This is a genomic window from Arthrobacter sp. TRD_SC_6, assembly GCF_055361185.1.
In genome coordinates this window covers 1,753,279-1,767,666 of record NZ_CM143953.1, presented here as the reverse complement: position 1 = coordinate 1,767,666, position 14,388 = coordinate 1,753,279, and the positions used below count along the sequence as shown (strand labels likewise).

Sequence of the window (14,388 nt, the reverse complement as noted above, 5' to 3'; positions counted from 1 at the left end):
CACCGCGAATGTAATCGAATCGTGAGAATACTAACCATGCTTATCAGTCCAGAATGGAGAGCATGGCCGACAGCAGAGCAGACAAGGACAGGTACACGACAGCAAGCCCATCAGGAGAGACACGCCAGTCGCGGCGTCGTTCCACTTGGGGCATCCTCGCCTCTGCCGTGATCTCAGTGGTCTCCCTGGCATTGGGCTGGCTACAGCTGCAGTCTGTGCAGCGAGCCATCGAGATCCAGGTTCCCGACACCATGATCGGTGGGTACGACGCCGAATATGCACAGACAGTCCGCGATCTCCTGAGCGCACCAATCAACGAGCGGTATCAGAGCGTCCACTACCTATGGGACATCCTGTTTCCGGTCGCTTTCGCCGCACTGATTATTTTGCTGGTCCAGCGCTTCAGCAACGAAAACCCGGTGCGTTGGCTCTTTTACTTTGTCGCGGTGGCCTACGCTGCGGTGGACATCGGTGAGAACCTCGCGATCGAAGCCATGTTCGCGTCCGTGGAAATTACGTCGTCAGAAGTTGCGCTCGCCAGCTTCCTCACCACGGCGAAGTTCGTGCTGTTCGCCGTCGCCGTGCTTGCCTTCGTGCTTTCATTCACTCTGATCCGGACTTCGCCGCGTCGCGCTTCCGAAGGTGGCTGAACCTGTCCTGCAGGTGGAATGAGCTAGCGAACTGAGACGGTCAACAGCCGCACATCGGTGAGGGCGCCGTCGTCGGCTGTTGCCGTTAAGTAAGTGCAGCGTGGTTGTCTGCGCCGATCCGTCGGGGAACCGGGGTTGAGGAGCCGCATGCCATGTGGCGTTACTGAGTCCCACGGGATGTGGCTGTGGCCGAAGACCAGCACGTCGACGCCGTCGAACGCTGCATCCAGGCGCTTCTCCCGGCCAGCGGCGGTGCCGGTCTCATGGATCACCGCGAAACGAACGCCGTCAAGGTCCACGCGTGCAACCTCGGGAAGCCTGCTTCGGAGGTCGGCGCCATCGTTGTTCCCGTAAACGCCGATGACCCGCCCGGACCGCGCCTCGAGTTCGTCCAGGAGATCGACGGTGACCCAGTCCCCCGCGTGTACGACGACGTCGGCCGCTTCGGCTTCCGCCCACACCTCGGGCGGGAGGCGGCGGGCGCGCCTGGGGAGGTGCGTGTCCGCGATAATCAGCAACCGGGTCGTCATACGGCCAGTCTGGCACGCTGCACGGACCGGTGTGGCTAGGGTGACTCCATGGGGAACATGGATAGCAAGCGCGGACAGGTATGGGCAGCGGGCGTAGCTGGAATTCTGGTCATTACGGCGTACGCCGTGACCGGGCTCCTGCAAATCACCGTCTGGAATCCGCTCGCCGCCATGCCCGGAATGACACTTGAGGAGATCCATTCCTCCGCCGCCGGGGCGAATGAGTCCCTCGATGCCACAGCCGCGCATTTCTGGGCATTCGTGGGTCCTTTACTTGCAGTGGCAACCCTGATCATCGTGCTGAGGCTCCCGAGCGTTCGGCCGGTCAACGTGGTGGTGCCGCATCTGCTCCTGCTGGTGCTGGGGACGCCGTCGTACTTCGCCGCTTCCTTCGGGCCGGGCATGAGCCTCGCGGACACCTTCGGGATCGGCGGCGGTGATCACACGCCGTGGAGCAAAATGCTTTTCTGCGTCAGCGCGCTAGCTTTGGTGGCGGTCGTGGTGATTGTGGTGCGGATGGGGCGCGGTGACGTGGAGCAACCGGATCCGCTCCACTCCCCGACCGGGCTGTGAGAAGCTCGAACGCATGACCGTTTTGATTGCTGGCTGCGGAGACCTCGGAACCCAGGCTGGCCTGCACTTCGCCGCGGCGGGAGCGCACGTCGTGGGTTGGCGGCGCTCGCCGGAGAAACTGCCGGCTGAGATCGAGGGCGTTGCCGCCGACCTCACCGGCAACCTGCCGACCCTCCCCCGGGCCACCGACGTCGTCATTATCCCGCTGACCGCCGATTCGCGTTCTGAGGACGCCTACCGCAAGACCTATTACGACGGCGTCGCGAACCTCCTCGACGCGTTGAAGCGCGATGCTGTGGAGCCCCGGCGCATCATCTTCGTCTCCTCGACCGCGGTGTACGGGAACGACGACGGCGCCTGGATCAGCGAGCGCACCTCGCCTCATCCCTCCACGGCAACCGGTGCGGTGCTCCTTGACACCGAGAGACTCCTTGCTGAACGCGCACCGCAGGCAGTCTCCCTCCGGCTGTCGGGCATCTACGGTCCCGGACGGACGCGCCTGATCGACCAGGTGCGCAAAGGTGCAACGGACCCGGACGCACCGCCGCATTGGACCAACCGGATTCACCGGGATGACGCCGCGCGGGCCATCGTGCACCTCGCCGGTCTCGAGGCACCCGCTCCGGCCTATCTGGGCAGCGACCACGAGCCGTCCGTCCTCGCCGATGTGCACCGCTTCCTCGCAGCCGAACTTGGCCTGTCCATGCCGGCCGGCAGTGACGGGGACGACAAAGCAAATGACGACGAAGCGAACGCCGTCACGGGCAAGCGCTGCGACAGTTCGCTGCTGCGCGGGAGCGGATTCACCTTCTCCTACCCCACCTACCGCGAGGGCTACCGTGCGGTGCTGCGCGGCGAGGGCAGCCGGTTTCGGTAGCGGTAGGCGGAGCCAACAAACGAAAGATAGTTCAGGGCAGGTCTTCGAGTTTAGGTAGGCCGGGGATAACGAACTCACCGATGACCGTTTCTCCGTCTGATTCGACGGTCAAGGTGCTCTGGCACGTCCGCAAACCAATCCCTCAGCGGGACGTCTAGTTTGTTGGTGGGGTAGTCGCAAGATCGTAGGTTGTGAGCAGTGAGCTTCCAGGTGTCGGTGGTCAGCCTATTGCTCGGACAGTCTTGTCTTGAGTAAGGAACGGCGCCTCATTGTTCCTAGATCTTCTCGTTTGGCGCCGTGTTGTCTGGAGCAAGCCTCGGGTGCTGGGTCGGGTAAATGGCCGTCAGCAGCGCGTAGGCGTCAGATCCGCTCGATGTCCTGGGAAGTTGGGCATATTCGTTGACGAGATCCGTGACACGGTTCCAGAATGCGGCGGCATCGGTGGCGTCAATCCAGGCATAGCGGGTGAACCCGCGGAAATTGTCGTTGTTGAGGGCAGTTTCGGCGTCGCGCGCAGCGGATTCGAAGAAGGTTGGGGATTCGCTAAGTGATTCAACTCGTAGGTCTCCTACAGAGAACAGGCGCGCCGTGCGGCCGTAAAAGCGCTCAACCCGGCCTCGGATGGTGCGCGTATGCACAACTTTGAGTAGGCCGGCATCGGCCAACACGTTGACGTGGTAGGCCACACTGCTCTTCGGTCGTTCGACGGCGACAGCTAATTCCTGAACGCTGGCGGCACGTTCGAGTAGGAGTTCGAGCAGTATCTCCCGCAAGGGATTGAATATGGCTTTGACTTGTCGCGGCTCGGTGACGATCTGAAAATCATCGAGGGGGTAGTCGGGAAATTGCTGGCTAGTCGACAACGTTGATCACCTCGCCTAGGATAACTCCACGATGACTAATCCAACTATTTGGATTAGTTGGCCGGTTACTACGGAGCAGACCGTTCCATGGGCTGGAAGGTGATTAGACATGAGCATAAGGATCAAAGTTTCGGCATCTGAATTGGGGCTTCGGTGACGTCGACAGTGTCGTCTTTATCGGTTCGGCCGTTGGACGGAAGTACGTGGGAAGCCTTCGCTGAGCTCGTCGAGCGAAACGGCGGTGTGTTCGGAGGATGCTGGTGCATGGGCCACCACCAGACTTCCGACGGGTTGTCTTACCACCAGGTCAAAGGCATCGATAAGCGTGCAACCAAGGAAGAGCTGGTGCGCAGCGGTCGGGCCCACGCGGCACTCGTCTTCGACCAAGAAGGAGTCGCCCAGGGGTGGGCCAAGTACGGCAGGATTGATGAACTTCCCATCCTCGCCCAGCATCGCCGGAGTTACGAGGGTCACCCCTCGCCGCCACCCGACTGGCGCATCGCCTGTTTCTACACTGACAAGAATCATCGGCGCGAGGGCATCGCCCGCGCCGCTCTTGAGGGAGCGCTAGACCTGATCAGCGAAGCCGGGGGCGGCATCGTCGAAGCTATACCCGAAATTACCGCCAACCGAACCGCACACGGCCGGTTCCTGTTCGTCGCGTCCGTCGAACTCTTCGAGGATTATGGTTTCGAGCGGGTCCGTCAGCTCGGCAAGTGGGCCTGGTTAGTACGACGCGTCGTCCGGCCATGACCGACAACCAGGCAACGCCTCTCCTCCGCCAAGGGTCGTGGCAAACGGGGCACCAGTCATACCAGCCATCGAGGCCGCCTCCCCTATCACTCCGGCAGCGCCCAGCCTGCCGGCTGCCGCTGATCAGGACTTGAGGACGGCACTTCGAAGAGAACAGTCCATGCACCAACTAGAACGGAGACAACATGGCTACTTTAGAAGGGCGCAGCGGTAGCACGCTCTTGGTCGTCGATCTGCAGCAAGGCGTTGTAGAGGGCGCCCACCAGCGCAACGACGTCATCCGTACTGTGACCGAGCTGGTCTCGCGCGCCCGCGACGCTCGGGTGCCAGTGGTATGGGTACAGCACCACGACGATGAGCTGGTCGGCGGCAGCCCGCAATGGCAGTGGGTCGAAGGGCTCGGCCCAGCCAAAGGTGAGCCATGCGTGGAGAAATCCTTCGGTGACGCCTTCGCCGCCACCGATCTAGAGCAGACCCTGGCTGATCTGGGGGTGGCCGAGATCGTCCTCGTTGGGGCTGCGAGCGAGCAGTGCATCCGATGCACGATGCACAGCGCAGTAGTGCGTGGGTACGACGTCGCCCTGGTCAAGGGTGGTCACACCACCATGGACCTCACCGAGTACGGGCTACCGGAACCTTCGGTGGTGGTCGGGTTTCTAGACTCCATCGCCGCGTTCGGTATGAGCTGGCCAGGTCGGAGTGGTCGTTCGGTAACCCCCGACGCTGTCGGATTCTGACCCGCAACCGCCGGTCGGACTCACCGGGCCGCAGCTAGAAATGAGCGCCCACTAAGGGATCCGCTAGCGGGACATCCGACCCGCTCTAGTCGGTGATGGACACATACCCATCAGTCCACAAGTCATCATCGAGCAGCGCAATGTCAATAAGGAAGCACTCGGGTTCGTCCTCGAATCCCGGCTGGGTTCGCGCTCGATCAATGCGCGCTTGTGCCGCAACCTGAGTCGCGTAGACGCCAAGCATTTTTGCGTCGTCCCCAGACTGTTCGTCGAGCAGGATCTGACCGTCATCACCGAAGTGAGCAGTCGGAGAACCTTCGAGCCACTTCGCGTGGTGGATGTGCCACACCATGTATACGTTCACGAGATCAGTGTCTCAGTCCCAACTCTGTATGAGCCCGGCGTCCGGTGAGGATCCCTCAACGGGACGGTCGACGCATACGAGTGGTGCAATATCCGAGCGCAACGAGACTGAAGATAGCTAAGAGGACAGTGCCTGGCCATCCAAGGGATGGCTCTAACGAGCAAGTTGAAATTGCTTCGGACTCCGGAATGTAGTCGACGCATTGGCCGGATTGAAGCCCGTGATTCAGGACGTTCACCGCAATGATCAGTCCGCAGAGCAAGACCCAAGGCATCTTGGCGCGAGCCGCTAGATCAGACTTCATGAGCAAAGACTATGGTGCCGAATGGATCAGTACCTCGAGTGGTGCCGCTTTGGGATCAAACTGGGATCTGGGCGATCAATGCCATGTTTAGGATGCCTCACCGACTCAGAGCCGAGACTCGATAGATAGGGTCATGGCATGCCCACTCTGACTGACCCCGCTCCTAGTTGGCACTCTTCCTGGCTGGAAGCGCACGCAGAGTGGGGTGCCGGGCTGCACGAAGACGGCTTCGGCTTGTTACCTGACGACGACGTCACATCGTCCCTGGGCTTCACATCTTGGGTGAGTCGGCTTTCCAGTGACAAGCAATGCAGCTACTGGTGGATCACCGAGCGCGACAACGTCCTTGGCGGGATCGCACTACGACATGCAGACCACCCCCTCATACAACGAGCTGGCCACCTCGGCTACGGCATCCGCCCGTCAGCGCGCGGGCGCGGACTTGCAACGTGGGCGGTAGCTCGAATAGTCGAACAGGCACGTGTCCTCGGTACGGATCGAATATTGGCCGTCTGCGAGGTCAACAACAAGGCCTCAGCGAAAACCCTTGAGCGCCAAGGCGGCGTGCTCGATGGGACCTCACAACAGAGCGCTGTCCTGCGCTATTCGATTGAGACCACTCCACGGCTCGGTTAGGTCAAAGTCTCTAACCGATGAAGCGTTAGCGGATCGTTCAGCGGGACGGCTCTAGAACTCAGGTCAGGGAACTGGAGCGTTGAGGTGCGCGCAGTCGTTGAGAGCAATAACAGCGCGATCATGGGCGAAGTCGTCCTCTTTCAAATGAGTGAACCCACCCGGTGTGCTGGAGAACTTCGCATAACCGGCATGCTCGAGAGGCAGCCCGATCCATGCACTGACCAAGTAGGTCAGGGTGCCGCCATGCGTGACAATGATGGTGTGCTCCGCCCTGGTCTCCACCACTCGCTCAAGCGCCCGGTAGGCGCGCGCCGCCCATTCGCGACGTGTCTCGGTACCCGGGGTTCCAGGGTGATGGTCCAACCGACCAGCGTCGAGGGGAGGAGGAAGGAACACAGTTTTTCCCGGTGCCTGTCCCTCGGCGTCACCGTAGGATCGCTCTCTCAAGTCCCGATCAATGACCGGGGCGACACCGAAAGCGTGAGCGATGGGAGCCGCGGTCTGCTGTGTACGGCGTAGGTCCGACGTCACCAGATGCAGTTCCTGTCCGCTAGGCAACAAAGTCACCAGCCGCTCAGCGATTCGTTCCGCGTCACGTGATCCCTGCTCGGTCAACGAGGAGTCCTACCAACCGCCCACAAAATTGTCAGTGACATGGGTAGCTTCCGGATGAGTAACGATGAAAACGTTCCGCATAGCTGGAGTTTATCGCCCGCTTACCAGCCGGTATCTGACGCCAGCGCTCGAGTGCTCAGGGGAAACCCACATTACTGACCCCTAGCCCTGCGGCAGGATCTGCACCGTTGCGGCCGAAGCTCCTCGTCTAGTAGCGAGCACTGGAGGATTCGCATACGAACGAATTCATGCTCCTACGTTCTAGCCTGCGGACACGCCTTGTCCTTGATGGACACCCTTTCGGCAACCGACGCTCATAGAGTGCCACCATGGACCTCGTGCTTCCACCGTTCGAGGTGACTCCCGCCGCAATCACAAAAATCGAACAACTCGGAGGACGCACCCGCCTCGACCTCTAGGTGGGCGGCTGCTCCGGACATACCTATGTATTCAGTACCAGCCACGCGCTCGGATCTGATCTCGTATACGGGTGCCCAGGGGCAGAACTGATCGTCAGTGCCTCCGCGCACGCAGTCCTTACGGGAGCGACCGTGGACTACAGCGACCGAGTCAAGCCCTCACGGTTCCGGGTAATCAATAACGCCAACACGCCCCTACGGTGCCCGTGTAACAGATCCTTCGGACAGGAATGGCCCGGAAAGAGACAATTGACATGCCGTGCAAGAACCAAGATGCCCTGGGATGAGTGACCGGGACAAAGCCAGACGAGTCTCCCGAGGATAACGTTCGCTAGAGGATCCCTGACCGGACAGGCCGTCGCGGGAAATGTGGCTGGTCGAAAGGGTACGTGATCGACAAGGGCACCATTCGTTCTAGAGAATCTAGGCTATGGAGATTGCACATATGAGCGGATCTTCAAGACAGCGGCCCAGCGTTGAGGCGTGGCGGAATGTCGAACTCACCGGCCCACTGGTAGGTGGTGCCCGCAATCCGGTCTATCGAGCCAGCTGCAGGGGCGTTGAACTCGTTGTCCGGGTCTCGGGGCGGTCTGAGGCGTCCCTAGGATGGGAATTGGACCTACTTGAAGTCCTTGCCTCCGAGGGGGTTGTGGTTCCGCGAACCGTTGAAACCGATGATGGACGCCGTCACGACGATGGCGTCCTGGTGCAAAGGTTCATCCCAGGCAGTGCGCCTCGGGATGGTTCTGACTGGAAGCGTGTCGTAGCGGTTCTTGAGCAGGTGCACGAAATTACCCAAGGCTGGCCGCAGCGGCCGGACTTCGCCTCTGCCCGGGCGCTTCTGGGTAGTGACCGGGGTGGCGACGTCGATCTGAGTGCAATGCCGGCGGCCGCCGCGGAACTCATCCGGAACGCGTGGGCTGCTGTAATGGGAGCGCCTGAGTGCGCCATCCACGGCGACCTCGGTGCCGGAAACGTGTTAGTGACTGGGGAACAGGTAGCTTTGATCGACTGGGATGAGGCCCGGGTTGACGTTCCCGTCTTCGACTTCGCCCATTTACCTCCCGACATCGAATTACCCCATTTCTCCTACCAGCGTGAAACTCTCACGAAAGCGGGGATCGCCTGGGAGGCTGCGACATGCTGGATTGCAGAGCCCGCCTACGCGCAACGCAGGCTTACCGAACTTCAAACGTTCCCTCCATAACCGTCACGGTGCGATCCCCGTCCCACAAGTCGATCGGCTCACGGGACAACTCGTTGATATTCAAGGGATCGGCTTACGAACGGCGGATAGGTGTCGAGAAAATCCCCCACTCGCTCTGCTTGGACCCCTTCAAGAGGCAGACTAAGGGCATGCCAAATTCACTGAGCAGGCGGTACCCTCACCCGTTCCAGATCTGGATAGGAAGCATCGTGGGGGTTTGCCTGGTCATCCCACCTCTATTGCGGCTAGAGGATGAGGGATGGACGGGGATCAACATATTCTTCGTGCTCGTAGGTTCAGGGATGACAGCAGCGTGGGTTGTACTCGCCGTGATGCGTATGCGCGCGAGACGGCATGAAAGTAATGCGAGCATTACTGAATCTGCATCCGAACGGAGCAGCCCTTTAGAATGACGGCGCGGTGACCCATCCCAGCCAACTACTGCCGATAACCACGTTAGGGGCCCCCTCAACGGTGCCAGTGTGGGCACTCAACAGACATCAGCGATGTTGACGCTCTTGGCAGTCGCTATCAAATGATCAACTAAAGGATCTGGACTGTCTTGTTTAGTCGATAAGCGCTTCTTCGCCTGTGCCATCAGAATTGCCGAAGCCACTGAGCAATCCCCGCGAGTTCTGTCGAATTCCTCCTGAGTAAGCTCAGGACGGTGCTCGTTGTCTTTAAGGATCAAGTTTCTGGCCGCTTGCGCAACGCTGCCACCGGTTGTGATCTCAATGAGCGAGTATATGCGTTGCAGCTCAGACATGAGCGGAAGCCCCTTAGCTCCTAGCGCATCAGCGAGGTCATTGGCGTAAGCGGGATTGCTCAGGTTTCGTGTGTCGCGGTCAGGATGCTGCTTGTTTACTTCTCGTTTGGTCACCATGGTGTACTCCAGATACCGGAAGTGCACGGCAAGGAGTTCTGCAACGTAGGAGACAGCTGTGAGGCGCCACTGCTCATCAACTTGCTGCTCACGCTCGGCTTCGGCCTTCTTACGGTCATTCTCCGCTTGCAACCGGACGGATCGATGAGTAGTGAAGTAGGTCAAAAGCCCGCCCGCGAGAATGCCTACAAGAGCAGACCACCATGGAGCATCGGTGCTTGCTAAGAAATCAAGGAAATCTTGCATCTGCCTCTTTCAGTTATCCACCATCTATACAGACTGGCACCTATACAAGCATGAGACACACGACGAGTAACTACGGGGCGGGGCTTGCAATCAGAGGACGCCCGCAAGCCGGTCCACAACCGCGACACTCCCCCTGGCCGTGCCTCCTGACAAAACTCCTATATAGACCTTGGGCTCACTGATTCGCGTATATCCCGCCCGAGAAATCGTCCCACTTAGATAGCACAAACGCTACAGTGAAATCTATGACCGGACACATGATCGGGTACGCCCGCGTATCCACCAATGAACAAGACCTCACCGCACAGCGCAATGGGCTCGCTTCATTTAATGTGCCGGAAGACCGGATCTACGTCGACCATGGATTAACTGGAACCAACCGCGAACGACCAGGACTACGCGAAGCCCTCGCCGCCTGCAGGGCAGGCGACACCCTCGTTATTACCAAACTCGACCGACTCGCCCGATCGCTACCTGATGCCCGGGACATCATCGAAGACCTCACCAAGCGAGAAATTAAACTCAGCATCGGGGGCAGCGTCCACGACCCTACCGACCCAGTCGGTCGACTACTGTTCAACGTCCTGGCCATGGTCGCCGAATTCGAGTCTGACCTCATCCGTGCCCGCACCCGCGAAGGCATGCAAGTCGCTAAAGCCAAAGGACGCCTCCGGGGCAAACAACCCAAACTAAGCAGGTCCCAAGAAGCCCACCTCGTCTCCCTATATAAGGGAGGACAACACACAACAACCGAGATCGCGGAGCTGTTCAAAGTTGCGCGAAGCACGGTGTACCGCATCGTGCAAAGGACTTCATGACCAAGGGCAGGAACAGCAGGAAGGCGCTTAGTTTCCTGGTTCAGCCTTGTCTGCGGTGCGGAGCTAGGCGTGTCTTGGGCGAACCATGTGATGAATGCGGTCGGAGGCCGCCAGCCGGCGAGGTCAACGCCAGGGTGGTTGAGCGACGCACCGCTGTGGCGCGTGTCGAAAGGCAGCTGCAAGCGGTCCTTCTTGAAAATTCATCACCAAACCTAGCTTCACTACCAAGCAGTGAGGAGATTCTCACACTCCTAATTAGCTTCACCAACGCTCTTGGCCGCATCATAAAAAGTCCAAGGTCTGTGGAGGCTACATCTGAGATGGTTGAGGTGCAGAGAGCCATCACTTCTATGCAGCGCAATTGTGAAATACGGCAGCACCTTCGCCCCTCGGTCACATTGCATCGCGCTCTCTCCCGATCCCTCCGCTCGGCTTCCGAGCTGTGGCCAACCTACGCTCGTGCTTTGACGGCGCCCAACCTTCACCACGTGCAAGAAATTAGTAAAGCTGGGCAGGATCTTTTGGACACTGCCGTAGCTGAGATCAATGCTCACCAGAACCTGGTGGAAACCACCCGAGCTTACGAGGATCTGTCAATCACCGACTTTCTAGACAGAATCATGGCTGCACTTTCTGTCTCTCACCCAGAGCAATCGTTGATGGATTTCGGTCGGATCGGTGCTCGTGAAGCAACGGTGCTCACCCAGTTGCCAACTGACGAGGCCCATGGAGCGCAGTACAAACTTCTTCACACAATCGCTTCGATCCATCTCGACCCTCGACGGTTCAGCTCAGTAATAGCGCAGTCAGCGCGATTTTGTATGGGCGCCCAGAATCTCACGAGTATCGCGCAAGAGGATGGGGCTCTCGACAGCCTCGCAGCCAGCTCACGCATGCTCTATGAAGCACTCGGCTCGTTCGAGGCAATCCTTGCGCGAGAGACCGATGAAAGTGCCCTTCTCAGGCGGATCATCAAGTTCCACGCCGAGGTCTATGAGGACGTGGCTGGCCCCATATTCACTTGGTACAACCTACTGGCTGGCACAAAGCAGCAGCCCTACACGAAACTTGCGCAGAAAGACGTTACGGATCTGGCTCGCAGCATGCTTCGCGGGACCACAACCAGCACTTTTCTAGAAAGTTCGGGTACGAACTTGAGAAACGCTGCCCAGCATGGCAGCAGTATCTCGATCTCCGGAGAGGTAGTGACCTTTCGCTTGCGTACTTACCAGGGGCAGCGCACTCGTTGGGAGATTCTGGATGAGGTCTTATCACTCTTGGAGTCTCTTTCTGCGATGTCTTGGTCGCTCTCCAATGCGCTGACCCAGCGCGGATACCCTATCCCTCTTTCGGATGAAGATGCAGCCTACATGCGGATTACGCCGTTCAGGCTTGCGCTGCTTTGGTTGAAGGACAGAGGGACGGCTGTACTAAGTTCAGAAGAGACCGAAACCGATTGGAAGTTCCATCTCGATTCTGATTTTGGTGATGTGTTCAATCTCGCTATAGCTCTTTCGGCTGGTACATCTGGGCCGATTTCGAAGGTCGGCGTCCGCTCTTCCTCGTCTAGTTCGATTCTTGTTGTTCCATACTCTGCCTACGAGCTACTCGGTCATGCGGCGGACAATGGCTCTGAGCCACGTGAACATCTCATGGCCGTTCTTGAACTACGCAACGGTTGCATGAGAAATGGTCGATCGATTCTTAGCGAGTCTGATCTTCGATACACCGTAGGGTGCTTCAGCTTATTCCTACTTGGCGGAGACCAATCTGTCATCCCATGTCTAAGGCGCCTTATGACGATCTCTAAGGAACGCCAATGGGCGGAGGTGGAGAATTTTGTTAGTCAGAGCTTTCAGCTCTGGAGGATGCAGGACACCAAAAAAATCAGGAAGTTGGCGACCGAAGCAACTGAATGGATCGATCAAAACTTGGCACCGGTGATTCCACAATCCGATAACGTCATAGTGGTAAAGCAGTAGCACCGATAGGGGCTCAACCATCCGCTGGCTAGGAATAATCACACGAGCCACGCACAGGCTTGATCGGATGCCTGCTTCCAGAGGAACGAAATGCATCCAGCAAGAGATGACAAGGGTCGTCGGCGGCGCTGCAAAAACGTACCTGGTGGGACAGACCAAACGGGCACGCGAACCGAGACACGAATTGTCGGCGTGTCTCGACCAGGCCAGCGGTGTCTCACTAACCATGGTGATCTCAACCGGTCAACGCACCGCCCATGATCGGATGGACGGGTGACAGTGATGGTGCGTGACTATGGGTTTACTCCTGAGCAGCAGGATCAATTATGGGAACAATGGCGACGAGGTGACTCTCTAAGGACGATCACCCGAGACCTGGGCAGCAAGAATCAATCAGTACGCCGTTTCCTGCTACAGTCCGGCGGTATCCGATTGCCGGCCTCAAAGCGCAGCGACCGGCACTTATCGACGGCCGACCGAGAGGATATCTCACGAGGTATCGCTGCCGGTCACTCGGCAGCGGTCATCGCGGCGGACCTGGGAAGGGCAGCGTCGACAGTCTCCAGGGAAATCCGACGGAACGGCGGGCGTGAGCACTACCGGGCATTGAACGCCGACAAGCGGGCACAAGCCTCAGCGAAGCGGCCGAAACGGCAACTCCTGGATACGAATCTGATGCTGCTCATCGTGGTGGCATTCAAGCTGGGTCAAGAGTGGTCACCGGAGCAAATCTCTCAATGGTTGCGCCGCGCCTACCCGGAAGACACGTCGATGCGCATATCACACGAGGCCATCTACCGATCCATTTACATAGCCGAGCGCAAAGCTCTCGCCAGGTGCCTGGGCAGTCCATCCCGGCACCTGCGGTCGAAACGAACGATGCGCGTACCAAGGGCCCCGCGGGTAAGTAAGCGCGGCCGTTTGAAGAACATGGTGTCCATCCACCATCGGCCAGCTCATATTGAAGAGCGAACCGAGGTCGGTCATTGGGAAGGTGACCTTGTCATGGGTTCACGCCCTTCAGCTGTCGCAACGCTTGTTGATCGGAAAACCCGGTACGTGCGCCTGGTGCACCTACCCGACGGCATCAAGGCTGACGTCGTCCGAGCGGCATTAACCTCGAGCTTCCGCGAGCTGCCGGCCGAGCAGCGTCTCTCTCTGACCTGGGATCGAGGTAGAGAGTTGGCTGAGCATCAGGAACTCACCGCCGAGCTGGGCCTACCGGTCTACTTCTGCGACAAACGCAGCCCTTGGCAGCGCGGCACGAACGAGAACACGAACCGGCTGCTACGCCAGTACCTGCCGAAGAAAGGCGATTTGCGCCGGTTCACCCAGCAGGACCTCGACGACGTCGCCGACAAGATCAACACCCGGCCGCGGAAAGCCCTCGATTGGGAAACGTCTTCGCAAATCTTCAAACACTCCACAGTCACTGACGCTGCAATCCCGTAGGGAAATTTTCCTACGGGTCAGTTGTTGCTCTACTTCTTCGCGGGAACCTGGAGTTTGCCGGTGAGGTATTGGGCTTCGCCGTATCCGAAGGACCAGTCCTGGGGTCCGTTTTCGGTGTAGCCGATGAAGATGTCTTCGGGGGCGAGGCCGGTAGCGGTGAGCTTGTCGTGGATGGCTTTGTAGAGGGCCTGTTTGTCGTCGTCGGACCGGCCGCGCTGGGTGAAGATGTGGATCATTGCGACGCTGGTGGTGCGCTCGAAGCCGAGACCGGCGTCCTGGGCGATGATGTGCTGCTCGGGGTGTTCGGTGATGATCTGGAATCGGTCCCGTTCGGGGATCTGGTAGGTGTTGACGATGGCCTCGTGAATGGCGTCGGCGATGTCACGGACCTGGTCGGGGGTGCGGCCTTTGATGAGGTCGATGCGTACGAGTGGCATGGCGGGTGTCCTTCAGGTGTTCCGGGGTCGGGTGATTGGTGT

16 protein-coding genes are annotated in these 14,388 nt (G+C 59.1%); 10 read left to right on the top strand and 6 right to left on the bottom strand.

What is annotated here, in order from left to right:
- Positions 1 to 62: 62 nt before the first annotated feature.
- The gene (locus ACWA1U_RS08580) at positions 63 to 650 is read left to right on the top strand and encodes a hypothetical protein (RefSeq protein ID WP_463724906.1); all 588 of its coding nucleotides are present in this window, start codon (positions 63 to 65) and stop codon (positions 648 to 650) included.
- Positions 651 to 673: 23 nt separating this feature from the next.
- On the opposite strand, the gene ACWA1U_RS08575 is transcribed toward ACWA1U_RS08580, so the two are convergent.
- Positions 674 to 1,180, bottom strand: a complete 507-nt coding sequence (locus tag ACWA1U_RS08575) for a metallophosphoesterase family protein (protein WP_463724905.1) — start codon at positions 1,178 to 1,180, stop codon at positions 674 to 676.
- A gap of 48 nt (positions 1,181 to 1,228) precedes the next feature.
- Between ACWA1U_RS08575 and ACWA1U_RS08570 the strand changes: the two genes are divergently transcribed.
- Positions 1,229 to 1,753: a hypothetical protein gene (locus ACWA1U_RS08570; protein WP_463724904.1), complete on the top strand. Its 525-nt coding sequence runs from the start codon at positions 1,229 to 1,231 to the stop codon at positions 1,751 to 1,753.
- Between the two features lie 13 nt (positions 1,754 to 1,766).
- Positions 1,767 to 2,630 carry an SDR family oxidoreductase gene (locus ACWA1U_RS08565; RefSeq protein WP_463724903.1) on the top strand — a complete coding sequence of 288 codons (864 nt, stop codon included), beginning with the start codon at positions 1,767 to 1,769 and terminating at the stop codon, positions 2,628 to 2,630.
- Positions 2,631 to 2,905: 275 nt separating this feature from the next.
- Here the strand turns inward: ACWA1U_RS08565 and ACWA1U_RS08560 are convergent, their stop codons facing one another.
- Positions 2,906 to 3,403, bottom strand: a complete 498-nt coding sequence (locus ACWA1U_RS08560) for a helix-turn-helix domain-containing protein (RefSeq protein ID WP_463724902.1) — start codon at positions 3,401 to 3,403, stop codon at positions 2,906 to 2,908.
- A 354-nt stretch (positions 3,404 to 3,757) separates the two neighbouring features.
- Between ACWA1U_RS08560 and ACWA1U_RS08555 the strand changes: the two genes are divergently transcribed.
- Entirely contained in the window at positions 3,758 to 4,246 is a 489-nt protein-coding gene (locus tag ACWA1U_RS08555; protein ID WP_463724901.1) for a GNAT family N-acetyltransferase, read from the top strand.
- A gap of 185 nt (positions 4,247 to 4,431) precedes the next feature.
- Complete coding sequence (locus ACWA1U_RS08550; protein ID WP_463724900.1) at positions 4,432 to 4,983, top strand: isochorismatase family protein; 552 nt, start codon at positions 4,432 to 4,434, stop codon at positions 4,981 to 4,983.
- Between the two features lie 85 nt (positions 4,984 to 5,068).
- On the opposite strand, the gene ACWA1U_RS08545 is transcribed toward ACWA1U_RS08550, so the two are convergent.
- Positions 5,069 to 5,347, bottom strand: coding sequence for a hypothetical protein (locus tag ACWA1U_RS08545; protein WP_463724899.1), 279 nt, complete (start codon positions 5,345 to 5,347; stop codon positions 5,069 to 5,071).
- A gap of 442 nt (positions 5,348 to 5,789) precedes the next feature.
- On the opposite strand from ACWA1U_RS08545, the gene ACWA1U_RS08540 reads away from it, so the two are divergent.
- Entirely contained in the window at positions 5,790 to 6,287 is a 498-nt protein-coding gene (locus ACWA1U_RS08540) for a GNAT family N-acetyltransferase (RefSeq protein WP_463724898.1), read from the top strand.
- Positions 6,288 to 6,350: 63 nt separating this feature from the next.
- Here ACWA1U_RS08540 and ACWA1U_RS08535 read toward each other — a convergent pair whose 3' ends face one another.
- On the bottom strand, positions 6,351 to 6,902 hold the full coding sequence (locus ACWA1U_RS08535; protein WP_463724897.1) for a histidine phosphatase family protein: 552 nt from the start codon (positions 6,900 to 6,902) through the stop codon (positions 6,351 to 6,353).
- An 864-nt stretch (positions 6,903 to 7,766) separates the two neighbouring features.
- On the opposite strand from ACWA1U_RS08535, the gene ACWA1U_RS08530 reads away from it, so the two are divergent.
- A complete protein-coding gene (locus tag ACWA1U_RS08530) occupies positions 7,767 to 8,528 on the top strand; it encodes a phosphotransferase enzyme family protein (RefSeq protein WP_463724896.1) in 762 nt (253 codons plus the stop codon).
- A 490-nt stretch (positions 8,529 to 9,018) separates the two neighbouring features.
- Here the strand turns inward: ACWA1U_RS08530 and ACWA1U_RS08525 are convergent, their stop codons facing one another.
- A complete protein-coding gene (locus ACWA1U_RS08525; RefSeq protein ID WP_463724895.1) occupies positions 9,019 to 9,657 on the bottom strand; it encodes a hypothetical protein in 639 nt (212 codons plus the stop codon).
- Between the two features lie 245 nt (positions 9,658 to 9,902).
- Here ACWA1U_RS08525 and ACWA1U_RS08520 point away from each other — a divergent pair, with 245 nt between their 5' ends.
- The 3 genes from ACWA1U_RS08520 to ACWA1U_RS08510 all read left to right on the top strand — a co-directional run bounded on the left by ACWA1U_RS08520 (position 9,903) and on the right by ACWA1U_RS08510 (position 13,909).
- On the top strand, positions 9,903 to 10,475 hold the full coding sequence (locus tag ACWA1U_RS08520; protein WP_463724894.1) for a recombinase family protein: 573 nt from the start codon (positions 9,903 to 9,905) through the stop codon (positions 10,473 to 10,475).
- Between the two features lie 488 nt (positions 10,476 to 10,963).
- Complete coding sequence (locus ACWA1U_RS08515) at positions 10,964 to 12,457, top strand: hypothetical protein (RefSeq protein WP_463724893.1); 1,494 nt, start codon at positions 10,964 to 10,966, stop codon at positions 12,455 to 12,457.
- A gap of 282 nt (positions 12,458 to 12,739) precedes the next feature.
- Positions 12,740 to 13,909, top strand: a complete 1,170-nt coding sequence (locus ACWA1U_RS08510; RefSeq protein ID WP_463724892.1) for an IS30 family transposase — start codon at positions 12,740 to 12,742, stop codon at positions 13,907 to 13,909.
- A 29-nt stretch (positions 13,910 to 13,938) separates the two neighbouring features.
- Here ACWA1U_RS08510 and ACWA1U_RS08505 read toward each other — a convergent pair whose 3' ends face one another.
- Complete coding sequence (locus ACWA1U_RS08505) at positions 13,939 to 14,346, bottom strand: tautomerase family protein (protein ID WP_463724891.1); 408 nt, start codon at positions 14,344 to 14,346, stop codon at positions 13,939 to 13,941.
- Positions 14,347 to 14,388: the final 42 nt, after the last annotated feature.